This window comes from Streptomyces sp. NBC_00704 (genome assembly GCF_036226605.1).
In the GTDB taxonomy this organism is placed as follows: Bacteria; Actinomycetota; Actinomycetes; order Streptomycetales; family Streptomycetaceae; genus Streptomyces.
This window is the reverse complement of sequence record NZ_CP109000.1, coordinates 3,705,923-3,728,839: the sequence shown is the minus strand read 5'-3', so window position 1 is coordinate 3,728,839 and position 22,917 is coordinate 3,705,923. Positions and strand designations below refer to the sequence as shown.

The following is a 22,917-nucleotide window of genomic DNA, read 5'->3' as shown; positions in this document are numbered from 1 at the left end:
GTATGGGCAATCAGTTGCTCACGGTCAGTCAGTTCGGCGATGAGGAGCGGTTCGGTGCAGCGGGCACGAAAGTCAGGGACGATCGCGGCGGCGTCCGCCCTCGGCATGGCGGCGGTCCTCGCCGGCTGCGGACTGACCGGAGGTTCCGACGACGTCACCCTGAGACTCGTCGCCGCCGACTACGGCGACAGCGCCGCCAACAGCTCCAAGAAGTACTGGGACCAGCTCGTCAAGGCGTACGAGAAGGGCCATCCGGGCGTCACCGTCGACGTCACCGTGTACTCCTGGAACGACGTCGACGCCAAGGTCAAGGCCATGGTCGACGCGGGCGACGCCCCCGACATGGCGCAGATCGGCGCCTACGCGGACTACGCGGCCGCCGACCGGCTCTACAAGGTCGGCGACGTGCTCTCCATCCCCGTCGAGGCCGACTTCGTGCCCCGGCTCGCCGACGCGGGCAAGGTGCGCGACGTGCAGTACGGCATGCCGTTCGCCTCCTCCACGCGACTGCTGTTCTACAACAAGACCCTCTTCGAGCGGGCCGGCGTCACCGCGCCGACCACCTGGGCCGAGCTGGCGCAGGACGCCCGGGCGCTGAAGGCCAAGGGCGTCGAATACCCCTACGCGCTGCCGCTGGGGCCGGAGGAGGCGCAGGCCGAGACCCTGCAGTGGCTGCTCAGCGGCGGAGGCGGCTACAACCAGACCGTCAGCAGCTACAGCCTCGACTCCGCCGAGAACGTCGCCACCTTCGCGTGGCTGAAGGACGAACTGGTCGGCAAGGGCCTCACCGGCCCGGTCGCCCCCGGCAAGCTGAACCGGGCCGCCGCGTTCGCCGCGTTCACCGCGGGCGACGTGGGCATGCTCAACGGGCACCCCTCGCTGATGAAGGCGGCCCGGAGCAAGGGCGTGAAGTTCGGCATGGTGCCGATGCCCGGCCTGGACGGCCCCACCAAGAACTCCATGGCCGTCGCCGACTGGATGACCGCCTTCAAGCAGAACGGGCACGGCGACCAGATCGGCGAGTTCCTCGACTTCGTCTACAGCGAGAAGAACGTCCTCGCCTTCTCCCGCGAGTACGACCTGCTGCCCGTCACCGCCTCCGCCTCCCAGGTCATGGAAGGGGCCCCGCAGGACGCCGACCTCCGGCCGTTCCTGAAGGAGCTTCCGCTGGCCGAGAGCTACCCCGTCGGACGGACCTCCTGGGCGACGGTCAGCGCGGACGTCAAGAAGCGCATCGGCGCGGCCGTGACCGCGCACGGCAGCCCGGCCGACGTCCTCGGAGGACTCCAGACCGCGGCGGTGACCGCGGAGACCGCCGCCGGGGACTGAGCGCTGGGGACTGAGCGACGGGGACTGAGCGACGGGGACTGAGCGACGGGCCGGATGTCGGCGCCGGGCGTTACCGTGCGGGCATGGAACGGCGAGCGGACACGGACGGGCTGGGGGCGCTGGAGCGGGGCGTCCTCGCCCTGGAACGGCGCGGCTTCGCCGGGCCGGGCGCGAAGGAACGGGCGATACGCGAGGAACTGGACCTGTCGCCGGTGCGCTACTACCAGCTCCTCAACGCCCTGCTCGACGACCCGCGGGCGCTGGCCCACGACCCGGTCACCGTGAACCGGCTGCGCAGGGTGCGCGAAGCGCGGCGGGCGGAGCGGTAGCCCGGCCGGGCGTTGGCTATGGTCGCCGTATGGGCACCCACGAGACGCACCACGGGACACACTCCACGGCACCCGGAACCCCACCCCCCGGCTCCCGGCCCCCGTCCCCGCCCCCGCCCCTGCCCGTCCCGGTCACCGCGGCGGGCCGCGCCGCGCTCGACGCGATCGTGGCCCGTCCCTCGGCCGCCCTCGTCGCCCTCGACTTCGACGGCACCCTCGCCCCGATCGTCGAGGACCCCGAGGACGCCCGCGCCCACCCCGACGCCGTCCCCGCGCTCACGGCCCTCGCGCCGCGGATCGCCGCGGTGGCCGTCGTCACCGGCCGGCCCGCCGAGGTCGCCGTCCGCCACGGCGGCTTCGCCGGCGTCGAGGGCCTGGACCGGCTCGCCGTCCTCGGCCACTACGGCGCCGAACGCTGGGACGCGAGCACCGGCGCCCTGAGCGCGCCCGCCCCGCACCCGGGAGTCGCCGCCGTCCGCGCCGCGCTGCCCGCCGTCCTGGCGGCCGCCGGCGACCGGCCCGGCGTCTGGATCGAGGAGAAGGGCGGCCGGGCCGTCGCCGTCCACACCCGCCGCGCCGACGACCCCCAGGCCGCCTTCGACGCCCTGCGCGGCCCCCTGACCGACCTCGCGACCCGGCACGGCCTGATCGTCGAACCCGGCCGCATGGTGCTGGAACTGCGCCCGCCGGGCATGGACAAGGGCGTCGCCCTGCTGGAGCACGTCCGCGAGACCGGCGCCGGCGCGGTCCTCTACGCGGGCGACGACCTCGGCGACCTGCCCGCCTTCGCCGCCGTGGAGAAACTCCGCGCCGACGGCGTCCCGGGCCTGCTGGTGTGCAGCGGCAGCGCCGAGGTCGGCGCCCTCGCGGAGCGCGCCGACCTCGTCGTGGACGGCCCCGCCGGGGTCGTCGAACTGCTGCGGGCGCTCGCCGCTCAGCTGGGCTGAGGCTCGCGCAGCGCGTTCAGCTGGTCCAGGAACCAGCGGGCCGGGGGGAGCGCGGTGGCCGCCGCCGCCAGGCGACCGGAGCGCTCCGCCCGCTCCCGCGGGTCCATCGTCAGGCCCTCGTGCAGGGCCCGCGCGGTCTCCAGGACGTCGTAGGGATTGACGACGATCGCGTCGTCGCGCAGTTCCCAGTAGGCCCCCGCCTCCCGGGACAGGACCAGCGCGCAGCCCTCGTCGGAGACGACCGGCACCTCCTTGGCCACCAGGTTCATGCCGTCGCGGATCGGGTTGACCAGCGCCACGTCGGCCAGCCGGTAGGCGGCGAGGGAGCGTGCGAAGTCGTCCTTGAGGTTCAGCAGCACCGGCGTCCAGCCGGGCGTGCCGAAAGCGGAGTTGATCTCCTGCGTGACCCGCTGCACCTCGCTCATGTAGTCGCGGTAGACGGCCAGGTCCTGGCGCGAGGGATAGGCGAAGGCCACGTGCACCACCCGCTCGTGCCACTCCGGGTGGTCCTCCAGCAGCTGCCGGTAGGCCAGCAGACCGCGCACGATGTTCTTGGACAGCTCGGTGCGGTCCACGCGCACGATCGCCTTGCGCGCCCCGCCGTCGGGCGCGGCGCCGATCTCCGCGCGCAGCGCCGCCATGCGCTCGTCGACGTCCGCGCGCCGCGAGCGCTCACGCAGGAACTCCCCGTCCGCGCCCAGTCCGTGCACGCCGATCCGCGTCTTGCCGGGCCCGCCGGCGAACTCGGTGCAGCACGCGCTGAACGCGTCCGCCCAGCGCCGGGTGAGGAAGCCCAGCCGGTCGGCGCCGAGCATGCCCGCCAGCAGCTGCCCGCGGATGTCGTCGGGGAGCAGGCCGAAGTAGTCCACCGGCGCCCAGGGCGTGTGCGAGAAGTGGCCGATGCGCAGGTCCGGGCGCAGCTCGCGGAGCATCCCCGGCACCAGGCACAGGTGGTAGTCCTGCACCAGGACCGACGCCCCCTGCGCCGCCTCCTGCGCCAGCGCCTGCGCGAAGGTCCGGTTGTAGGTCTCGTAGGCCGCCCACCGGCGGCGGAACTCCGCGTCGAAGACGGGCTCCAGCGGCGTCTGGTAGAGCATGTGGTGGACGAACCACAGCACCGAGTTGGCGATGCCGTTGTAGGCGTCGGCGTGCACGTCGGCCGGGACGGGCAGCATCCGCACGCCCTCCTCGCCGATGCCGCGCGCGACCGCCTCCCGGTCGCCGTCGGTGAGCGCCGAGCACACCCACAGCGCGCCCGCGTCGGGGCCGATGGCCGACAGACCGGAGACCAGCCCGCCGCCCCCGCGTTTCGCGTGCAGCGAGCCGTCCTCGCGCACCTCGTAGGAGACCGGGCCGCGGTTGGACGCGACCAGTACCTGAGCGGAACCGCGGGAGGCGGACGTGTCGTGCGTGGAAGCCATAAGCCTCAACCTAGCCCGCTCCGTAAACGCTCAAACGTTCGCCGGCCCCGGCGCCCGCCGCCGGCGTCCGGTGCCGGCCGCCAGGCCGCCCGGGCTGACCCGCGGGCGGCCTCGGGTCTGCTCCTAGGCCACCCTGCGGGACGCGTACTCGGCTATCTGGGCCATCGGCGGGCGCTCCTCCGTGTCCACGGCGTGGGTGCGGGGCTCGAAGCCGGACGGGCCGCGCTCGAACTGGGTGAGGGCCGGGCGGACCAGGTGGCCGCGGGCCAGCCGGAGCTGCGCCGTGCGGTAGATGGCCGCCGCCATGCGGCCGAGGGCCTGGCCGTCCTGGTGGCGGTGCTTGCGCACGCCGACGTCGACCTGGGCCAGGGCGTCCAGGCCCACCAGGTGCAGGGCGTCGACCAGCATGCCGAGCTCCACGCCGTAGCCGACGGGGAAGGGCAGCCGTTCCAGCAGGGTGCGGCGCGCCGCGTACTCGCCGCCGAGGGGCTGCACGAACCCGGCCAGCTGCGGCCAGTGCATGTTGAGCAGGGGCCGGGCCATCAGCTCGGTGACCCGCCCGCCCTGCCCCGATGCGCCGGCCAGCGGGCGGTCGTACATGGCCTTGACCAGGTCCACGTCCGGATCGGTCAGCAGCGGGCCGACGATCCCCGTGACGAAGTCGGAGGAGAACTCCCGCAGGTCGGCGTCGACGAAGCAGACGATGTCGCCGGTGGTGACCAGCAGCGAGCGCCACAGGACCTCGCCCTTGCCGGGCGCGGCCGGTATGCGCGGCAGGATCTCGTCCCGGTGGACGACCCGCGCCCCGGCCGCAGCGGCGACCTGCGAGGTGCGGTCGGTGGATCCCGAGTCGACGACGACGATCTCGTCGACGAGCGGCGCCTGGTGCATGAGGTCGTGACGGATGACGGCGACGATGTCGCCGACGGTCTCCTCCTCGTTCAGCGCGGGCAGGACGACGGACACCGACTGGTTCGTGGCGCGTTTCGCGGCCAGGACGCTGTGCAGCGGGCGATCGGCCACCGACCAGGAGCGGGTGGCCAGCCAGCGCTCGACTTCTTCCAGCACGGTCCACGGCTCCTCACTGTCATGATCACTCCCTGTGCGCGGGGGGTGACCGTGTGATCCATCTCGCGGTTCGGACGACTATCTCAACTGTCCTGGCCTTCGGTTACAGTCTTGAACAACGCGGATGACCATCGCATGTCCGGTCGCCCCCGTTCACAACTTCACACCGCTCATCCAGAGGGGCAGAGGGACACGGCCCGATGAAGCCCCGGCAACCCTCCAGCCGGTCTCGTACCGCACACCGATCACCAGGTGCGCGCTCCGCGAGGCTCCCGGCTCGGGAAGGTGCCAAATCCGTCTCACGGCGAGATGCGTCGTGAGGAAGATGAGGAGAAAGGGCCTCGCCTCACATGGCTGCGCAGACTGTTGCAAGCACCACCGACTCTACGCCGACCTCTTCCGTGGACCTCGGTCCCGCCGCGGCGCTGAGCTGCCGCGAATGCGGTCACCGCGTCCCCCTCGGCCCGCTCTTCGCGTGCGAGGAGTGTTTCGGCCCCCTCGAGATCGCGTACGACTTCTCCTCCTACGACACGGAGGAGCTGCGCAAGCGCATCGAGGCGGGCCCGGCGAACATCTGGCGCTACGCGCCGCTGCTGCCCGTCCCGGCCGACGTGGCGGACAAGCCGAACATCAACCCCGGCTGGACCAAGCTCGTGCAGGCCGACAACCTCGCCCGCGAGCTGGGCGTCGAGCCCGGCAAGCTCTTCGTCAAGGACGACTCCGGCAATCCGACGCACTCCTTCAAGGACCGCGTCGTCGCCCAGGCCATCGAGGCCGCCCGCGCCTTCGGCTTCACCACCCTGTCCTGCTCGTCCACCGGAAACCTCGCCGGCGCCGTGGGCGCCGCGGCCGCCCGGGCGGGCTTCCGCTCCTGCGTGTTCATCCCGCACGACCTGGAGCAGGGCAAGGTCGTCATGGCCGCCATCTACGGCGGCGAGCTGGTCGGCATCGAGGGCAACTACGACGACGTCAACCGCTTCTGCTCCGAGCTGATCGGCGACCCGGCGGGCGAGGGCTGGGGCTTCGTCAACGTCAACCTGCGCCCGTACTACGCCGAGGGCTCGAAGACGCTGGCCTACGAGATCTGCGAGCAGCTCGGCTGGCGCCTGCCCGACCAGCTGGTCGTGCCGATCGCCTCCGGCTCCCAGCTCACGAAGATCGACAAGGGTCTCCAGGAGCTCATCAAGCTCGGGCTCGTGGAGGACAGGCCGTACAAGATCTTCGGCGCGCAGGCCGAGGGCTGCTCCCCGGTGTCCGTCGCCTACAAGGCCGGGCACGACGTGGTGCGCCCCCAGAAGCCGGACACCATCGCCAAGTCGCTGGCCATCGGCAACCCGGCGGACGGCCCCTACGTCCTCGACATCGCCCGCCGCACCGGCGGCGCCGTGGAGGACGTGGACGACGAGCAGATCGTCGACGCGATCAGGCTGCTGGCGCGGACCGAGGGCATCTTCGCGGAGACCGCCGGCGGGGTCACGGTCGGGGTGACGCGCAAGCTGATCGAGAACGGTCTCCTGGACCCGGCGAAGACCACCGTCGTCCTCAACACGGGTGACGGTCTGAAGACCCTGGACGCGGTGGCCGGCACGGGCCTGACCGCGACCATCCGTCCGAACCTGGACTCCTTCCGAGAGGCTGGCCTCGTATGAGCGTCAACGTCCGCATCCCCACCATCCTGCGCACCTACACCGGCGGCGCCGCCGAGGTGAAGGCCGAGGGCGCGACCCTCGGCGAGGTCATCTCCGACCTGGAGAAGAACCACACCGGCATCGCCGCGCGCGTCCTGGACGACCAGGGCAAGCTGCGCCGCTTCGTCAACGTGTACGTGAACGACGACGACGTCCGCTTCGAGCAGGGCCTGGAGACGGCGACCCCGGACGGCGCCGGCGTCTCGATCATCCCCGCCGTGGCCGGCGGCTGACGCCGTTCAGTACCCGCCGGTAGTAACCGTCGGTAACAGCGATTACCGAGAGTTCACCGAATTGCCCTCTCCGCGATAGAAGCGGAGGGGGCAATTCAGTGTGGTTGAGCGCGGTACAGTTGGGGAACCCGGTCCGGATCACCGGATCCGGAGCCTTTCTTTTCTTTCTTCAGCCGACAAGAAGCAGCCAAAGTGCAGACCCCTTTCGCGGCTTTTGTGGCTTTCCTGGGGCCCGACTTGCCCTGCATTCGGGCGAATTCTCGCCACATTCCGGATCCCGTGCGTCCGGAATTCTCGTCCGAGTGACCTGTTGCAGAGGGCAGTTGGACAGATACATTCGGCCGCGGTCGACGCGTTCCGGCGCACGCCCCCAACCAATGGGGGGTGAGGTCTGACCCGGATCCGCGAAGTGTGGATCTGTGCAAGGGCCAGTAATAGGGGAGTTAGGCATGGCTCAGGGCACCGTCAAGTGGTTCAACGCGGAGAAGGGGTACGGCTTCATCGCGGTCGACGGTGGTGCGGATGTTTTCGTCCACTACAGCGCGATTCAGATGGACGGCTACCGCACCCTGGAAGAGGGTCAGCGGGTCGATTTCGAGATCTCGCAGGGCCAGAAGGGGCCGCAGGCGGACATGGTCCGGCTCGCGACCGGCTGAAGCGCGCGCCGACTGACAGCGTCGTTCTTCTGTACGTCCGGCACATCTGTCGAAGGGCTCGCACCTCCCGGGGTGCGAGCCCTTCGGCCTGCCCGGGGCCGGGCGCCCGCCCCGGTCCGCGGGGGCCGGGCGGGGTGTCCGCGACGACGCGGGTCTCACCGGGGCGCTTGCACTCTCAGGGGTCGAGTGCTAATCATTGGCGTTAGCACTCTGAAGGTGAGAGTGACAACGAAGGACCGGGTCGGTGAGGCCCGCAGGCCAGGTGGGGCAAGGAACCACGAGGCCGGCGAGCCGTCCGTCGCGGGCGCCAGCGCGGTCCGGAGCAATCCACCCCAGTCCGGGAGGACCACTTCACATGGCCAAGATCATCGCGTTCGACGAGGAGGCACGGCGCGGCCTCGAGCGCGGCATGAACCAGCTCGCGGACGCCGTGAAGGTGACGCTCGGCCCCAAGGGCCGCAACGTCGTCCTCGAGAAGAAGTGGGGCGCCCCCACGATCACCAACGATGGCGTGTCCATCGCCAAGGAGATCGAGCTCGAGGACCCGTACGAGAAGATCGGCGCCGAGCTGGTCAAGGAAGTCGCGAAGAAGACGGACGACGTGGCCGGCGACGGCACGACGACCGCGACCGTCCTGGCCCAGGCCCTGGTCAGGGAAGGCCTGCGCAACGTCGCGGCCGGCGCCAACCCGATGGCCCTCAAGCGCGGCATCGAGAAGGCCGTCGAGGCCGTCTCCGGCGCCCTGCTGGAGCAGGCGAAGGATGTCGAGACCAAGGAGCAGATCGCTTCCACGGCCTCCATCTCCGCCGCCGACACCCAGATCGGCGAGCTCATCGCCGAGGCGATGGACAAGGTCGGCAAGGAAGGCGTCATCACGGTCGAGGAGTCGCAGACCTTCGGTCTGGAGCTCGAGCTCACCGAGGGCATGCGCTTCGACAAGGGCTACATCTCGGCGTACTTCGCCACCGACATGGAGCGTATGGAGGCCGTCCTCGACGACCCGTACATCCTCATCGCGAACTCCAAGATCGCGAACGTCAAGGACCTGCTCCCGCTCCTGGAGAAGGTCATGCAGTCGGGCAAGCCGCTGCTGATCATCGCCGAGGACGTCGAGGGCGAGGCCCTGTCGACCCTGGTCGTCAACAAGATCCGCGGCACCTTCAAGTCCGTCGCGGTCAAGGCCCCGGGCTTCGGCGACCGCCGCAAGGCGATGCTGAACGACATCGCCATCCTCACCGGTGGCGAGGTCATCTCCGAGGAGGTCGGTCTCAAGCTCGAGAACACCTCCCTGGACCTGCTGGGCAAGGCCCGCAAGGTCGTCATCACCAAGGACGAGACGACCATCGTCGACGGCTCCGGCTCGTCGGACCAGGTCGCGGGCCGGGTCAACCAGATCCGCGCCGAGATCGAGAACAGTGACTCGGACTACGACCGCGAGAAGCTGCAGGAGCGCCTGGCGAAGCTCGCCGGCGGTGTCGCGGTCATCAAGGCCGGCGCCGCCACCGAGGTGGAGCTCAAGGAGCGCAAGCACCGCATCGAGGACGCCGTCCGCAACGCGAAGGCCGCCGTCGAGGAGGGCATCGTCGCCGGTGGTGGCGTGGCGCTCATCCAGGCGTCCGCCGTCTTCGAGAAGCTGGAGCTCGAGGGTGACGAGGCGACCGGCGCCAACGCCGTGCGCATCGCGCTGGAGGCCCCGCTCAAGCAGATCGCCGTCAACGGCGGTCTCGAGGGTGGCGTCGTCGTGGAGAAGGTCCGCAACCTCCAGGTCGGCCACGGCCTGAACGCCGCGACCGGCGAGTACGTCGACATGATCGCCGAAGGCATCATCGACCCGGCGAAGGTCACGCGCTCTGCCCTGCAGAACGCCGCCTCCATCGCCGCGCTGTTCCTCACCACCGAGGCCGTCATCGCCGACAAGCCGGAGAAGGCCGCCGCGCCCGCCGGCGGCGGCATGCCGGGCGGTGACATGGACTTCTGATCGACCGGTTCCGGTTGATCGACTGTCCTTCGGACCGAGGGCGGTGCTCCCAGCCATGGCTGGGGGTACCGCCTTCGGGCGTCTCAGTCGGCGTAGTCCTTCAGCTCTTCGGTGTCGAGGGTGACGCTCACCGGAGCGGGGAGCGGCACGACGGCACCCCAGGGATAGGAGTCGCACTGCTGGTAGCGGCCGTCCTTGGGCTCGCTGAACACGACGATCGTGTTGTGGTCGCGGTCCACGAGAAGGTAGACGGGGATGTCGGCCCCGGCGTAGCCGACAGGCTTGTCGACGCGGTCGCGCTGGTCGGTGTCCCTGTCATGGGAGGTGATCTCGACGGCCATGAGGGCGCCGTCTGCCCCGGACCAGTTGCCGTGTCCTTTGAAATGGCCCTTGGGTGCGAGGAACCCGTCCGTGATCGCGCGACCCTTACGGTATGCCTCGGCCTTGACGCCCCGCTCGGGCACGAGGTTCAGCTCGGGGCGTTGTTGCATGCACTGACGTAGCAGCCACATGAAGATTTCTACGTGGTTGCCGTCCGGCATGGCCTTGACCTCGAGTTTTCCATTGATGTACTCCAGCCGGACCGTCTCCGGTGCCCGGCTTGCCAGTTCCTCGAAGTCCTCGACGCTGAGCGGGTCCTTGGTGCGGACTCGTCCGTCGACGTATTCGAGCCGCACATGCTCGGGAGCCACTACGACGAGTTCCTCGAAGTCCTCGAAGGGCATCTGCGGGCGTTCGGCGGTGCTGGGGGTCATGGCTTCGCCTCCTTCCCTCCATCGTGCCCCGAGGTGACGTCGTCGGACCGTGGGAGCCGTCATACGGGTGTCCTCTCCTGGCGTTTCCTGGACATGGCAGCCCGGATCTCCCCCTCGCGGGCGTGGATCGCGGGGGCGGGCGGGAGTGCGGCGGGGCGCGTGGGCGTGCGCTCGCCGAGACAGCCGCGGCATACGCCTCCCGGCAGGGCCTCGGGTCGTCCCGGCACTCGGCACTCCGCGCACTCCAGCATCCGGCGGGGTGGGCGCGGGGCGGGTCGCTCCGGTGGGAGTTTGTCCGTCAGGCGGCGGCGGAGCAGGGCCGCCGGGCTGTGGACGGGGGTGGGCAGGCCCGCGGTGAGCGCGGCCAGCAGCGTCTCCTCCGTCGCTCCTCGCGCGAACCACTCCTGCGCCAGCGGGGCGAGCTGCGCGCAGTCGGCGGCGGAGAGGGAGAGGGCGGGGGCCGTGTGGCCGAGGGCCGCCAGGAGGATGTGGGCGCGGGAGCGGGTGGTGGGCGGGGCCCGTTCGGGCTCCGGGGCGTCGTCCGGTACGTCCCCTCGCGTGAACGTCACCCACCAGCCGTCGTCGCGTGCGGTGCGGGTGAACCACGTTCGGGTGATCCAGCGGGACTCGCCCGAAGCGGTTTCCATTCGTTCCCGGCCTCGCCTCAAGTGCCCGGCCTGCTGGATGCGGTTGAGGGCCGTGCGGAGCGCGCACTGTCCGTACGGGAGCTGTCCGGCCAGCGTCTTCACGGAGACGTCGGCGCCGTCGGGCAGCCGGTCGAGGTACGCGGCGATGGCCGCCTCGCTGGGCGGGAGGTGCGTGAAGTCGTAGTTGGTGCGGGGGCGTTGCCCCGAGGCGGCGCGCTTTCCGTAACCCGGATTGGCCATCGGGTGCGGGGTCGCCTGCGCGGGCAGAGGGACGGCGTTAAGCTTGGCGTCAGCCACGGATCGACGTTTCCTCGATCTAGTAGGTCAGGCCCCCGTCGGTGTTGGTAGCACCGGGCGGGGGCTGTTTCGTCATCCGCACGCTAGAGCGTGGTGACCTTCCGTGGCAAGTCGGTCGCTCCAGGTGAACTCGCCGGGTGGGAGGTTGGGTTGAGGCCCCCACCCAATCCAAGAAAAGAGGGCTCGGAGCTGGACGCTTGAGCTTCGGGGCGGGTGCCGATCAGCCGGCCTCGAGGTTCTCCACGAACGCGGACCAGGCCTGCGCCCGGAACGCGAGTCTCGGGCCGAGGGGGCCTTGGAGTCCCGGACGCGGACCGGGGCCGAGTCACCGGTGGCGACTTCGAGGCAGTTGCCGCCTTCGCCGCCGCTGTAGCTGGACTTGTGCCAGGTCACGGTGAATCGCCGAGATCACCGGGCAGGCCACGCAATGGGTGGTGGAGCGCGGCTCTGTTCCGTAGCGGGCGCGTGGCCGGGATCACAGGTGTCGGGTTCGCGGGGGCGGAATGGGGTCGGGGGCCGGGGGTGTTCCGTGAGGAGCGCTGTTCATGCGCGTGCACATACCGCCCGGTTCCCGTCACGAGGAGTCCCCCACGTGAGCGTCACCCAGCCCGCCTCCGCCCGCGCCGCCGAGATCCTGTCCCGGCCGGTCTCGATCAACGGACTGACCGTCCCGAACCGCATCGCCATGGCGCCCATGACGCGCATGTTCTCCCCGGACGGCATCCCCGGCGAGGACGTGGTGTCGTACTACGGGCGCCGGGCTGCCGCCGGCGTCGGCCTCATCGTCACCGAGGGGACCTACGTCGGGCACGAGTCCGCCGGCCAGAGCGACCGCGTTCCCCGGTTCCACGGCACGGAGCAGCTCGCGGGCTGGGCCAAGGTAGCCGACGCGGTGCACGCGGGCGGCGGGACGATCGTGCCGCAGCTCTGGCACATCGGGATGGTGCGCAAGCAGGGCGAGCCGCCCTACGCGGACGCGCCCGCCGTCGGCCCCTCCGGCATCCGCGTCGACGGCACCGAGGGCGCCGGCAAGGCCATGACCCAGCGCGACCTGGACGACGTCATCGGCGCTTTCGCCGAGGCGGCCGCCGCCGCCGAGCGCATCGGCTTCGACGGCGTCGAGATCCACGGCGCCCACGGCTACCTCGTCGACCAGTTCCTGTGGGCCGGCACCAACCGCCGCACCGACGCCTACGGCGGCGACCCGGTGGCCCGCGCCAGGTTCGCCGCCGAGATCGTGGCGGCCGTCCGGGAGACCGTCTCGGCGGAGTTCCCGGTCATCTTCCGCTACTCGCAGTGGAAGCAGGAGGCGTACGACGCGCGCCTCGCCGAGACGCCGCAGGAGCTGGAGGCCATCCTCGCCCCGCTCGCCGCCGCCGGCGCCGACGCCTTCCACGCCTCCACCCGCCGCTACTGGCTCCCCGAGTTCGACGGCTCCGACCTCAACCTCGCGGGCTGGACGAAGAAGCTCACCGGCAAGCCCGCCATCACGGTCGGCTCGGTCGGCCTCGACGGCGAGTTCCTGCGGGGCTTCGCGGGCGAGGGCGCCCCGGTCAAGGGCATCGACGACCTGCTCGACCGGCTGGAGCGCGACGAGTTCGACATGGTGGCCGTCGGCCGTGCGCTGCTCCAGGACCCGGAGTGGGCGGCCAAGGTCCTCGCCGGCCGCTTCGACGAGCTGAAGCCCTTCGACGCCGCCGCCCTGCGCACCCTCAGCTGAGCGACGCGACGAACGCGACGCGACGAACGCGACGCGACGAACGCGACGCCCCGAGCCGGCCGGCCCTGCTGCCGGCCGGCCGTTCTCTCCGCCGGCAGGCCGGCCCGCAGCGAGGGAACGACAGGTCCTAAAGATTGCCGAGGGGCTCGATGTCGACCTTCACCGGGGTGCCCCACACGCGCAGCACCTCGTAGTCGGTGAACTCGTGGACCAGCCGGTAGGCCATCGCCGGGCGGGAGCCGCGGCGCAGGGCGGCGATGTACAGCTCGGCCTCGCGGCGGTCCCGCCGGGGCGTTCCGCACAGCTGCCACTCCTGGCCGTTCCACAGTTCCGCCAGCCAGCGCTGCTGGGGCTGCGGCCGGTCGCCGCGGGACCCGTAGCGGGAAGGTGCGGGGGCGGCGGGCGGCGCCTGCGGGGCGGGCCCGTTGAACTCGGCGCGGCGGGCGGCCCGGCGGCGGGTCTCGCACAGCAGGCACAGGTCGTGGGCCGCCTTGTCGACGGGACCGTTGGGATGCTCGGCGCAGCGGGTGGTGGGCACGGCGCCGACGACGCTGTCGTCCAGCAGTTCCAGGGCCCGCCGCAGATCCGCCTTGACCTCGTGCAACTTGGCGTCGGGCGTGTCGGCGGTCAGGGCCTCGCCGTGCTCCCCGAGCAGCCGGAGGGCACGACCGAGAGCGGTGAGCTGGGCGTGGTTCATGGCACCAAGGGTAGGGCGGGCGCCGCGGACCGGAAGCCGGGGCGGGGTGGGGGCGGGGCCCCCGCCCTCGTCGTCGGTGCGTCCTCGTCAGGAACCGTGCGGATCGTTCAGGAACCGTGCGGATCGTTCAGGAACCGTGCGGATCGTTCAGGAACCGTGCGGATCGAGGGCGGCGGCGGCCGCGGTCGCCGCGCTCACCCCGCCGAAGGCGTAGGTCGCGGCGAACCCCACCGCGTACCCCGTCAGCAGCCCGCCCGCGTAGATCCCCGCCGTCTCGCCCAGGCCCCGGTTGCCCGCCAGCAGCGGGAACAGGGCCCAGCCGGACGGGCCGATCGCCGTCGCCCCGACCCGGTCGCCGAGCATCGCGAAGAACCCGACGAAGGCCCCGCCGGCCGCCCCGCCCGCGCAGGCGGTCAGGAAAGGGCGGCCCAGCGGCAGCGACACCCCGTAGACCAGGGGCTCGCCGACGCCGAGCAGCCCGGCCGGGAGCGCCGACCTGATCGTCGTGCGCAGGGGTGCGCCGGGGCGCAGCCGGACGTACACGGCGACCGCCGCGCCGACCTGGCCCGCGCCCGCCATCGCCAGGACGGGCAGCAGGACCGTGTAGCCCTGCTGCTCGATGAGGGTGGCGTGGACCGGGATGAGGGCCTGGTGCAGGCCCAGCGTCACCAGGGGCAGGAAGAGGCCGCCCAGGACGAGGCCGGCGAACGCGCCCGTCGTCGCCAGCAGCCAGTTCGCCGCCGCGCCGACGGCCGCGGACACCGCGCCGGCCGCGTACATCAGCCCGTACAGCGTGCCCAGGCCCGCGACGAGGACCGTCAGGGTGGGGGTGAGGAGCACGTCCAGCGTCCGGGGGACCCGGCCGCGGCACCACTTCTCCACGCGGGTCGCCAGCAGGGCCGCCGCCAGCGCGCCCAGGACGCCGCCCTGGCCGGGGGAGAGCGCCACCCCGAACGCCGTCACCTGCGCGACGCCCGGGTGGACGACGATCGCCGCGACCGCGCCGCCCAGGACCGGGGTGCCGCCGAACTCCTTCGCCGTGTTGTAGCCGACGAACACGGGGAGCAGGGCCATGAAGCCGGAGGCGACGGCGGTCAGCGCGGGGGTGAGGCCGGGCAGCAGGCCCGCGTTCAGCAGGAGGCCGTTGACGCCCGCGAGGATCCCGCAGCCGACGAGGGCGGGGATCAGCGGGAGGAAGACGGCCGCGATCCGGCGCAGCAGGACCTTCGGCCCGCTCCCGCCCGCCCCGCGACCCGCCGCTGCCGGGCCCGCCGCCGCTGCCGGGACCGCCGTCGGGGACGCGGTGGAGGGGGCGCCGGCGGGCGGGGCGGCGGCGGGCGCTTCGGCGAGCAGCCGCTCGAACGCGGCCGTCACCGCCGTCACCGCGCCGGGGCCGAGGACCACTTGGCAGGAGCCGTCGTCCATGACGAGTCCGAGGACTCCGGGCACGGCCCGCAGCGCCGCCCGGTCGGCGCGGGACGGATCGGCGAGGCCGAGGCGCAGCCGGGTCATGCAGTGGGCGACGGAGGTGACGTTCGCGGGGCCGCCGACCAGGGGCAGGATCGCGGCGGCTGTGGTGGAGGAGTCGATGCGCACCCGTCGAGCGTGCGGCTCAGCCGCCCGCGGCGGCGAGCGCGGCGCGCAGATGGCCCCCGGACTCCTCCAGAAGGCGGGCGGCCGCGGGCCCGTCCACGCCGGTCAGCACGATCAGGATCGCGTTCTTGACCTCCCCGCCGGCGGCCGTGAGAGCCGTCTCGACCGTGTCGTCCGCCGCGCCCGTCGCCAGGGCGACGATCCGCCGGGAGCGGGCGCGCAGCTTGTCGTTGGTGGCGCGGACGTCGACCATCAGGTTCCCGAAGGTCTTGCCCAGCCGCATCATCGTGATGGTCGAGATCATGTTCAGCACCAGCTTCTGCGCGGTGCCGGCCTTCAGCCGGGTGGAGCCGGCGAGCAGTTCGGGCCCCACGACCACCTCGATGCCGTGGTCGGCGGCCGCGGCCAGCGCGCTGCCCGCGTTGCAGGCCAGGCCCACGGTCAGCGCGCCCCGCGAACGCGCGTACCGCACGGCGCCCAGGGCGTACGGGGTGCGGCCCGAGGCGGAGACGCCGACCACGGTGTCGTCGGGCGTGAGCGACAGGGCGGCGAGGTCCGCCTCGGCCAGCTCCGGGGAGTCCTCGGCGCCCTCGACGGCGCTCACCAGGGCCGACGGCCCCCCGGCGAGCACCCCGAGGACCTGGCCGGGGTCGGTGCCGAAGGTCGGCGGGCATTCGGAGGCGTCGAGCACGCCGAGCCGTCCGGCGGTGCCCGCGCCGGCGTAGACCAGGCGTCCGCCGCGCGCCATCCGTTCGGCGACGGCGTCGACGACGGCGGCGATCTCCGGCAGCCGGGCGGCCACGGCGGCGGGCACGCCCGCGTCCTCGCCGTTCATGAGGCGGGCGATGTCCAGGGTGGGCAGGCGGTCGATCTCCGACAGGTCGGGGCGGAACGCCTCGGTGGTCAGCGTCTCGAGCGCGGCGCGCAGTTCCTGGGGGTCCGGGCTGGAGGTCATCGGGACGGTCTCTCTTCCGGTGAGGGGGGTGGGCGTGGTGCGGGACGGGCGAGGTCGGGCGGGTGAGGTCGGACCGGGCGGGCGGGGCGCTCGTCCGCCGGTTCCGCCGCCCGGTTCCGCGGCGCGGACGGGACCGGCGGCCGGGGCCGCGCGAGCACCCCTACGGTCTACCGGTGCGGACGGTCCGGCGCGCCGTACGACGCGGCCGGGGAGGGAGCGGGTCGGGTGCGGTGCGGTGCGGTGCGGGTGTGGGGGCGGTGGTCTGAGGCGGAACGGGGGCGAACGATTCCTCCGGCCGCGCAACGGTCGCCGTGCGAGTTGCGCACAATGGGGGCATGGACGATCCCCTCACCCCCGTCGATCCGCTGGAACGGACCCTGCACACGGCGCGCGCCCTGGTGCTGGCGGATCTCGCCTCGGGCGAGGTCGCCGCGCCGGACGTGGTGTCGATGGTCGAGGACTCCGTGGTGCAGCGGCGCTGGTGGGTCGAGCAGTGGCCCGAGGGCGCGGCGTACGTCGCGGGGCTGGTGGCCCAGGACGTGCAGGACGCCCTGCTGGAGAGCCATGGCCGCTGGCCGCTGTGCCCGGTCTGCGGCTCCGGCGACCCGCACGCCCTCGACGTCGAGCCCGAACTCGGCCCGGATCCGCACTGGGTGTGCCACAAGGCGGGCGTGAAGGTGGCGTCGGTGGGCTCGCTCGGGGCGGCCACGGGCGGCGCGTCGACCTCGTGAGCTGCTCATGACCGTCTACATCGACCCGCCGGACTGGCCGGGGCACGGCCGGATGTGGTCCCACCTCGTCAGCGACGTCTCGTACGCCGAACTGCACGCCTTCGCCGACCGGTCGGGCGTGCCGCGCCGCGCCTTCGAGCGCGACCTCCCCCACTCTCGGCTTCGCTCGAGCGGGGGGACCCCCATCGACATCCCCTCCCACCGCTACGCCGAGCTGGTGGCGGCCGGCGCGGTCGAGGTGAGCAGCCGGGAGGTGGTGCGGCTGCTGACGGCGGCCGGCCTGCGCCGGCGCAAGCACGGCGGCGTCAGCGGGTGAACACCGGCTCCATGGTGTGCCACCAGGCGACGAGCCGGGCCCGGTCGGCGCCGCTGATCTGGACCAGCGCCGGACGGTCGTAGTAGCTGCACAGGAAGACGTACTGGCCGGTGTCCGACAGGAAGCAGACCACGTCGCCCGCCGAGTCGCCGGTGTTGTTCTCGCGCCAGGTGCCGTAGACACCGCTCTGCGCGTCGCAGTTGCCCGGCTGGAGCCGTCCCGCGTACGACTGGAAGACGACGTCGCGGTCGTACTTGGTGCCGTACATCACGACACTGGCCTTGCCTGCGCCGGGCACGCCGTAGGCGTCGACCGTGGTGACCGTGCAGAACAGGGCGGCCTTCGCGCCCTGCCACCGGGCGTGCGAGCAGCTCTCGCGCGACCACTGGCCGGAGTTGAGCGAGTCCCGCAGCTCGTGCTCGGCGGCGGTCAGCCCGTCGGCCCCGCCGCTCCCGCCGTCCCCGTCCGTGCCGTCGTCGTCGGGTGAGGCGTCCCCGCCGGGCGTCCCGCCGGGGTCCAGGACATCGGTGGCGCCGGAGGAGGCGTCCGCCGGGGAGGGCGAGGGGGAGGGGGTGCCGGGGGCGGTGTCCGGGCCCGGCGCGGGTCCGGTGCTCCAGCCGGTGCCGCCGTCGGCGGTGTCCCGCCCGCCGCCCCCGTGGGACGCCTGGTACAACCCCGCCAGGGCGAGCACCGAGCTGACGACGACCCCGATGACGGCCCATCGCACGCTCTGCCGGGCCAGCCGGTGGGCGTCGGGGTCGGGCCGCGGGGGACGGGGCGGCTCCGGAGGCGTGGACGGGCCGCTGCTGCTCATGACGTTCCCCCGTTTTCCCCCGGCCTGCTCCGGCCTGCTCCGGCCTGCCCCGGCGCACGCGACCGCGCGAGACCCGGCCGTGCCGGAATTATCCGGAACGCGAGCCGGGCGGCGGGAGGCGAAGCGACGAAGATCGGCCCCGGCTACGTCAGGTGACGTCGGCCGCGCAGCTCATACGCGTACTCGCCCTCGCCTTCGCCGACCCTGACGAACCCGGCCCGTTCGAGCACGGCACGGGACGGGGCGTTCGCGTGTTCGACGACCGCGAACAGGCGCCGGACGTCGTCACGGGCCAGCGCCCAGCCGGCCAGCGCGCGCAGCGCCTCGGTGGCGTACCCGTGGCCGCGGGCGGTCTCGACGAGGTCGTAGCCGACCTCCGTGCGGCCGTCGTCGTCGGGGGCGGCGTGGAAGCCCATGCTGCCGACGGCCAGGCCGTCCGCCCGGCGGACGAGGACGTAGAGGCCGAACTCCGGCCGGTGCACCCCGCGCGCGTACGCTTGCGCCGTCATCCCCGCGGCCTCCCGGGTCCCCGCGTACGGTTCGCCCCCGAGCCAGGCGAAGCCCCCGCCGCCGCCCGCCCGCAGTCCGGCGGCCGCGCCGGGGGAGACGCCTTCGAGGGTGAGGCGCGCGGCGGGGATGCGGGGCGCGCGGGGGCCGGGCGGTGACGCGGGCGGGGGCGGGGCGGCGCTCATGAGGTCAGCAGCTCCAGTTCGCCCCGCAGGTTGTACCGGGCCGTCTCCTCCCACGTCCTGCTCCCGTACGGCGTCCTGAACAGGCGCGGCAGTGAGAGCAGTTGGCGCAGGACGTCCGCGCGGCCGGTGCGGAAGGCGTCGCCGGGGACGAAGTGGTACTCCGCGCGGACGGCGGCCGTGTAGGCGGCGTAGGCGGCCGGCGGGGCGGCGAGGATCGCGAGGTCGGCGTCGCACAGGACCTGGCCGTCGGGGTCGTCGTCGGCCGGGTCGTGGGTGACGGTGAGCCGGACGAGCCGCGCGACCTCGGCCGTCCGCTCGGGCGGCGCGCCCGCCTCGGCGAGGGCCCGCTCGGCGAGCCGGGCGGAGCGCTCCTCGTTCTCGGAGCGGTCCGGCAGGTAGACGGCGTCGTGGAACCAGGCCGCCAGCCGGACGACGTCGGGGTCGGCGGCGTGTGCGGCCAGCTCGTCGACGTGGTCGAGGACCGCGGTGAGGTGCGCGAGCGTGTGGTAGCGGCGGTGCGGCTCCTGCCAGCGGGCGAGGAGGGCGTCGGCGTAGGGACGCGGGTCGGGGCCGCCCGCGGCGGTCCGCACGCCCTCCAGGGCGTGGCTGAAACGGGTGCGCAGGACGTCGAGATCGGCCATGCCTCATTGTCGCGCGGACCGGCGTATTCTTAAATTGGACTAGACCTGTAGCCCGAAGCGCGTCGATGGACGCCGACGAATGGGGTCCCATGAGCAAGCGTGCAGTTCTGGAGGTGATCGCCCTCGACGTCGAGGACGCGGTCGCCGCCCAGGCCGGAGGCGCGGACCGCCTCGAACTGGTCACCGACATGGCCGCCGACGGACTCACCCCGCCGGTCGCCGTGCTCACCGGGATCCGGGCCGCCGTGGACCTCTCCCTGCGCGTCATGGTGCGCCTCGCCGACGGCTTCGCCGCGGGCGCCGCGAACGACGTCGACCGCCTCGTGCGGACCGCCGGCGAGCTGCGCGCCGCAGGCGCCGACGAGTTCGTGCTCGGCTTCCTCGACGCGCACGGCTGCGTCGACCTCACCGCGGTCGAGCGCGTCGTCGCCGAACTCGACGGCTGCCCCTGGACGTTCCACCGCGCCCTCGACCACGCCGCCGACCGCGACGCCGTGCGCAAACAGCTGGACGGCCTGCCCGGACTGGACACCTACCTCACCGCCGGCTCCGCCGACGGCGTCGACGCCGGACTGCCCACCCTGCTCGCCGAGGCGGCCCGGCACACCGAGCCGGGCTACGAACAGCAACTCCTCGTCGGCGGCGGCCTGCGCCTCGGCCATGTGCCCCGGCTGCGCGCCGCCGGCCTGAACGCCTTCCACATCGGCGGCGCGGCCCGCCCCCACGGCTGGACCGGCCCGGTGTCGGAACGCTCCGTCCGCCAATGGCGCCGAACCCTGGACGCCGCACAGCCGGAGTGACGCACAGCCGGACTGACCCGCCCCCGACGCGGACCGGCCCCGCCGCAGCCGGATCTCGATCCATATCCGGATCCGGACAATCGTGCGGGTCGGACAATCGTGCGGGCCGGGCCGGGCCATGCGGGCGGGGCGGGCCGGGCCATGCGGGCGGGGCGGGCCGGGGTGGGGCGAAGTGCGGCGGCGGGCGGCGGCGGGCGGCGGGTCCTGACCGTCAGCCCAGCTCGGGCGGGAGCGCGTCCTCGTGGGTCACGGTCAGGCCCGACACCGCACGGGTGAGGGCCACGTACAGCCGGCGCAGCCCCGTCCGCCCGTCGGGCTCCCCGTCGACCACGGCCCGCGGCTCGTCGAGGACGACGTAGTCGTACTCCAGGCCCTTCGCGAGCGAGGCCGGGACCAGGGTGAGACGGTTCTCCGCCGTCGTCTCCTCGCCCGGGGACAGATGCGCGACACCGGCCGCCGTCAGCGCCCGGGCCAGGGCCGGGATCCGCGCGTCGGCCGCGATCAGCCCCGTCGAGCCCTCGTGGCGCAGCGACTCCTCGCACGCCGCGACGACCTCCGCGACCCCGGAGACCTGCCGCACCTCGAAGAAACCGGGGTTCTCCCGGACGGAGGCGACCGGGGCCAGGCCCGGCGCGATGTGCGGCAGCAGCCGCGAGGCGTACGCGATGACGTCCGTCGGCACCCGGAAACCGGCCGTCAGCTCCTCGACCACCGCGTCCGCCTTGCCCAGGTGGGCGAGGGCCTCCTCCCAGCTGCGGGTCGCCCAGGGCGTCGTGCCCTGCGCCAGGTCGCCCAGCACGGTCGCCGAACCCGTCGTGCAGCGCCGGCCCACCGCCCGGTACTGCATCGGCGACAGGTCCTGCGCCTCGTCCAGCACCACATGACCGAGCGAGTGGGTGCGCTCGACGAGATCCGTCGCCTCGTCGATCAGCACCGCGTCCGCCGCCGACCACCTGGCCGACCTCACCGACCGCACCGGCTTCGCCCACAGGATCGTCTTCTGCTCCTCCTCGCTCAGCACGCCCCGCGCGTGGGCGGCGAGGAAGTCCGCGTCCGTGAGGAGCCGCAGCACCAGCTTCGCCGGATCCACGGCCGGCCACACCTGCTTCACGGCCGCCTTCACCGCGCCGTCGCGGGCCACGGCGTCCTGCACCCGGTCGTCCGGGGCCTCGCCCGAGCGCTCCATCTGCACCAGCACGGCGTGCGCGATGCGCCGCGGCAGCGCCTCGCGCGCGGCGCCGTACCGCATGTCCCGGTCGAGCAGCTCGCCCACCATCTCCTGCACCTCGTACGCCGGAACCCGCCAGCGCCGCGAGCCGCGCACCACGACGACCGGCTCGTCCGGCGTGCCCACGTGCGCGTACAGCGCCCGGCGCAGCACCTGCGCCATCCTCGCGTCGCCCTTGACGACCGCCGCCGCCGCGTCGTCCGCGCCCCGCACCTCCACGTGCGCCACCAGGTCGTCCACCGTGCCCTGGCGGACCGTCAGCTCGCCCAGCGCGGGCAGCACCTGCTCGATGTACCGCAGGAAGGACTTGTTCGGCCCGATCACCAGCGTGCCCGTGCGCGCCAGCCGCTCCCGGTGGGCGTACAGCAGATAGGCCACCCGGTGCAGGCCCACGGCCGTCTTCCCGGTGCCCGGACCGCCCTGCACACAGACCGTCCCGCCCAGCCCGCTGCGCACGATCTCGTCCTGCTCGGGCTGGATCGTGGCGACGATGTCGCGCATCGGGCCGACGCGCGGCCGCTCGATCTCCTGCTGGAGCAGCCTGCTCGTGGCCGCGGCCACCGACGGGTCGCCGGGGTCGGAGAGGTGCTCGTCCTCGTAGGCGGTGATGTCCCCGCGCGTGTAGCCGAAGCGGCGGCGCAGCCCCACGTCCATCGGGTCCTTCTTGGACGCCCGGTAGAACGGCTGCGAGACCGGCGCACGCCAGTCGACGACCATCGGGTCGCCGTCCGCGTCGTGCACATGGCGCCGCCCGATGTAGAAGCGCTCGCCCTCGGCCCCCTCCGCCCGGTCCGCGCCGGGAGCGTGCAGGTAGTCCAGCCGCCCGAAGAACAGCGGGGTGTCGCTGAGGTCGGCGAGCGCCTTGATGCGCTCCCCGATCTGGCGCTCCAGGATCTGCGCGTTGACCCAGTTCGCGGTCACGTCACGGATGTCGAGGGACTCCGCGTCCTCGCGCATCGCGCGCAGGGCGGTGCGCGAGGCGGACAGATGGGAGCGTTCGCGGGCGAGCGGATCGTCGTCGACGCACGTGGACGACACGGGCGCCGTGGACGCAGGGGACGCCGTGGACGGCGTGGACGGAGTGGACGGCGTGGACAAGGGGGGTTGCCTCCGGACCGGCTGAGAGGGCTGCGGTGAGGGCCGTCCGGTTTCCGTCCGGACGGCGGCGCTCCGGCGAGGGAGGCGGGCAAGAGCGGAGATTCTAGGCGACCGCCGACGACGCGCGCCAACGAGTTACCGGCCGCCGATCCGCCCCCGCGCACGGCGCCTCTACGGGCCGCCCGCCCCGACGGCCGCACCCCTACGGGCCGCCCTCCACCCCACGGGGGACACTCCGCTCCTCCGGACGTACCCGGGAGCCCCCCACACCGGCACCTGGGACC

General features: G+C 73.1%; 21 protein-coding genes, 2 pseudogenes and 1 riboswitch. Of the genes and pseudogenes, 11 read left to right on the top strand and 12 right to left on the bottom strand.

All coding sequences use genetic code 11. The annotated features are described in order from the left end of the window. The first annotated feature begins 39 nt into the window (after positions 1-39). The 3 genes from OG802_RS16160 (at position 40) to otsB (ending at position 2,605) form a co-directional block, all read left to right on the top strand. The gene (locus OG802_RS16160) at positions 40-1,329 is read left to right on the top strand and encodes an ABC transporter substrate-binding protein (RefSeq protein ID WP_329411241.1); all 1,290 of its coding nucleotides are present in this window, start codon (positions 40-42) and stop codon (positions 1,327-1,329) included. Between the two features lie 83 nt (positions 1,330-1,412). Then, entirely contained in the window at positions 1,413-1,658 is a 246-nt protein-coding gene (locus OG802_RS16155; protein WP_329411240.1) for a DUF3263 domain-containing protein, read from the top strand. A 29-nt stretch (positions 1,659-1,687) separates the two neighbouring features. Then, a complete protein-coding gene (gene otsB / locus OG802_RS16150) occupies positions 1,688-2,605 on the top strand; it encodes a trehalose-phosphatase (RefSeq protein ID WP_329411239.1) in 918 nt (305 codons plus the stop codon). Here the strand turns inward: otsB and OG802_RS16145 are convergent. Together OG802_RS16145 and OG802_RS16140 are read right to left on the bottom strand one after the other, a co-directional pair. Beyond that, entirely contained in the window at positions 2,593-4,026 is a 1,434-nt protein-coding gene (locus tag OG802_RS16145) for an alpha,alpha-trehalose-phosphate synthase (UDP-forming) (RefSeq protein ID WP_329411238.1), read from the bottom strand. The two genes, otsB and OG802_RS16145, sit on opposite strands and share 13 nt — an antisense overlap. A 123-nt stretch (positions 4,027-4,149) precedes the next feature. Next, positions 4,150-5,094 (bottom strand): glucosyl-3-phosphoglycerate synthase, encoded by a 945-nt coding sequence (locus OG802_RS16140; protein WP_329411237.1) that lies wholly within the window; start codon positions 5,092-5,094, stop codon positions 4,150-4,152. A gap of 167 nt (positions 5,095-5,261) precedes the next feature. After that, a riboswitch (SAM riboswitch) is annotated at positions 5,262-5,426 on the top strand. A gap of 18 nt (positions 5,427-5,444) precedes the next feature. On the opposite strand from OG802_RS16140, the gene thrC reads away from it, so the two are divergent. The 4 genes from thrC to groL all read left to right on the top strand — a co-directional run bounded on the left by thrC (position 5,445) and on the right by groL (position 9,649). Further along, complete coding sequence (gene thrC / locus OG802_RS16135; RefSeq protein WP_329411236.1) at positions 5,445-6,743, top strand: threonine synthase; 1,299 nt, start codon at positions 5,445-5,447, stop codon at positions 6,741-6,743. Beyond that, positions 6,740-7,015, top strand: coding sequence for a MoaD/ThiS family protein (locus tag OG802_RS16130; RefSeq protein WP_329411235.1), 276 nt, complete (start codon positions 6,740-6,742; stop codon positions 7,013-7,015). Before thrC ends, OG802_RS16130 begins: the two co-directional genes overlap by 4 nt. 449 nt (positions 7,016-7,464) lie before the next feature. Further along, positions 7,465-7,671 carry a cold-shock protein gene (locus tag OG802_RS16125; RefSeq protein ID WP_007493268.1) on the top strand — a complete coding sequence of 69 codons (207 nt, stop codon included), beginning with the start codon at positions 7,465-7,467 and terminating at the stop codon, positions 7,669-7,671. Positions 7,672-8,026: 355 nt separating this feature from the next. Then, positions 8,027-9,649 (top strand): chaperonin GroEL, encoded by a 1,623-nt coding sequence (groL, locus tag OG802_RS16120; protein ID WP_329411234.1) that lies wholly within the window; start codon positions 8,027-8,029, stop codon positions 9,647-9,649. 83 nt (positions 9,650-9,732) lie between these two features. Here the strand turns inward: groL and OG802_RS16115 are convergent, their stop codons facing one another. The 3 genes and pseudogenes from OG802_RS16115 to OG802_RS16105 form a co-directional block, all read right to left on the bottom strand. Next, a complete protein-coding gene (locus OG802_RS16115; protein ID WP_329411233.1) occupies positions 9,733-10,404 on the bottom strand; it encodes a Uma2 family endonuclease in 672 nt (223 codons plus the stop codon). Positions 10,405-10,463: 59 nt separating this feature from the next. Further along, complete coding sequence (locus OG802_RS16110; RefSeq protein WP_329417106.1) at positions 10,464-11,291, bottom strand: hypothetical protein; 828 nt, start codon at positions 11,289-11,291, stop codon at positions 10,464-10,466. A 277-nt stretch (positions 11,292-11,568) separates the two neighbouring features. Continuing rightward, a pseudogene (locus OG802_RS16105) lies at positions 11,569-11,741 on the bottom strand (DUF397 domain-containing protein). 199 nt (positions 11,742-11,940) lie between these two features. On the opposite strand from OG802_RS16105, the gene OG802_RS16100 reads away from it, so the two are divergent. After that, positions 11,941-13,068, top strand: coding sequence for an NADH:flavin oxidoreductase (locus tag OG802_RS16100; protein WP_329411231.1), 1,128 nt, complete (start codon positions 11,941-11,943; stop codon positions 13,066-13,068). Positions 13,069-13,195: 127 nt separating this feature from the next. Here OG802_RS16100 and OG802_RS16095 read toward each other — a convergent pair whose 3' ends face one another. The 3 genes from OG802_RS16095 to murQ all read right to left on the bottom strand — a co-directional run bounded on the left by OG802_RS16095 (position 13,196) and on the right by murQ (position 16,313). Next, positions 13,196-13,765 carry a hypothetical protein gene (locus OG802_RS16095; protein ID WP_329411229.1) on the bottom strand — a complete coding sequence of 190 codons (570 nt, stop codon included), beginning with the start codon at positions 13,763-13,765 and terminating at the stop codon, positions 13,196-13,198. A 147-nt stretch (positions 13,766-13,912) separates the two neighbouring features. Continuing rightward, on the bottom strand, positions 13,913-15,361 hold the full coding sequence (locus OG802_RS16090; RefSeq protein WP_329411227.1) for a PTS transporter subunit EIIC: 1,449 nt from the start codon (positions 15,359-15,361) through the stop codon (positions 13,913-13,915). Positions 15,362-15,377: 16 nt separating this feature from the next. Then, the gene (murQ, locus tag OG802_RS16085) at positions 15,378-16,313 is read right to left on the bottom strand and encodes an N-acetylmuramic acid 6-phosphate etherase (RefSeq protein WP_329411226.1); all 936 of its coding nucleotides are present in this window, start codon (positions 16,311-16,313) and stop codon (positions 15,378-15,380) included. A gap of 335 nt (positions 16,314-16,648) precedes the next feature. On the opposite strand from murQ, the gene OG802_RS16080 reads away from it, so the two are divergent. Continuing rightward, a complete protein-coding gene (locus OG802_RS16080; RefSeq protein WP_329411224.1) occupies positions 16,649-17,044 on the top strand; it encodes a hypothetical protein in 396 nt (131 codons plus the stop codon). Positions 17,045-17,051: 7 nt separating this feature from the next. Then, positions 17,052-17,360 carry a DUF4031 domain-containing protein gene (locus OG802_RS16075; protein WP_329411222.1) on the top strand — a complete coding sequence of 103 codons (309 nt, stop codon included), beginning with the start codon at positions 17,052-17,054 and terminating at the stop codon, positions 17,358-17,360. On the opposite strand, the gene OG802_RS16070 is transcribed toward OG802_RS16075, so the two are convergent. The 3 genes and pseudogenes from OG802_RS16070 to OG802_RS16060 all read right to left on the bottom strand — a co-directional run bounded on the left by OG802_RS16070 (position 17,350) and on the right by OG802_RS16060 (position 19,507). After that, positions 17,350-18,174, bottom strand: coding sequence for a hypothetical protein (locus OG802_RS16070; protein WP_329411221.1), 825 nt, complete (start codon positions 18,172-18,174; stop codon positions 17,350-17,352). The genes OG802_RS16075 and OG802_RS16070 overlap by 11 nt on opposite strands. A gap of 143 nt (positions 18,175-18,317) precedes the next feature. Then, a pseudogene (locus OG802_RS16065) lies at positions 18,318-18,812 on the bottom strand (GNAT family N-acetyltransferase); the annotation flags it as partial. Between the two features lie 50 nt (positions 18,813-18,862). After that, positions 18,863-19,507: an HD domain-containing protein gene (locus tag OG802_RS16060; protein WP_329411219.1), complete on the bottom strand. Its 645-nt coding sequence runs from the start codon at positions 19,505-19,507 to the stop codon at positions 18,863-18,865. An 89-nt stretch (positions 19,508-19,596) separates the two neighbouring features. Here OG802_RS16060 and OG802_RS16055 point away from each other — a divergent pair, with 89 nt between their 5' ends. Then, positions 19,597-20,307 carry a copper homeostasis protein CutC gene (locus OG802_RS16055; RefSeq protein WP_329411217.1) on the top strand — a complete coding sequence of 237 codons (711 nt, stop codon included), beginning with the start codon at positions 19,597-19,599 and terminating at the stop codon, positions 20,305-20,307. 211 nt (positions 20,308-20,518) lie between these two features. Here the strand turns inward: OG802_RS16055 and OG802_RS16050 are convergent, their stop codons facing one another. Further along, entirely contained in the window at positions 20,519-22,492 is a 1,974-nt protein-coding gene (locus OG802_RS16050) for a HelD family protein (protein ID WP_329417103.1), read from the bottom strand. Between the last annotated feature and the right edge of the window lie 425 nt (positions 22,493-22,917).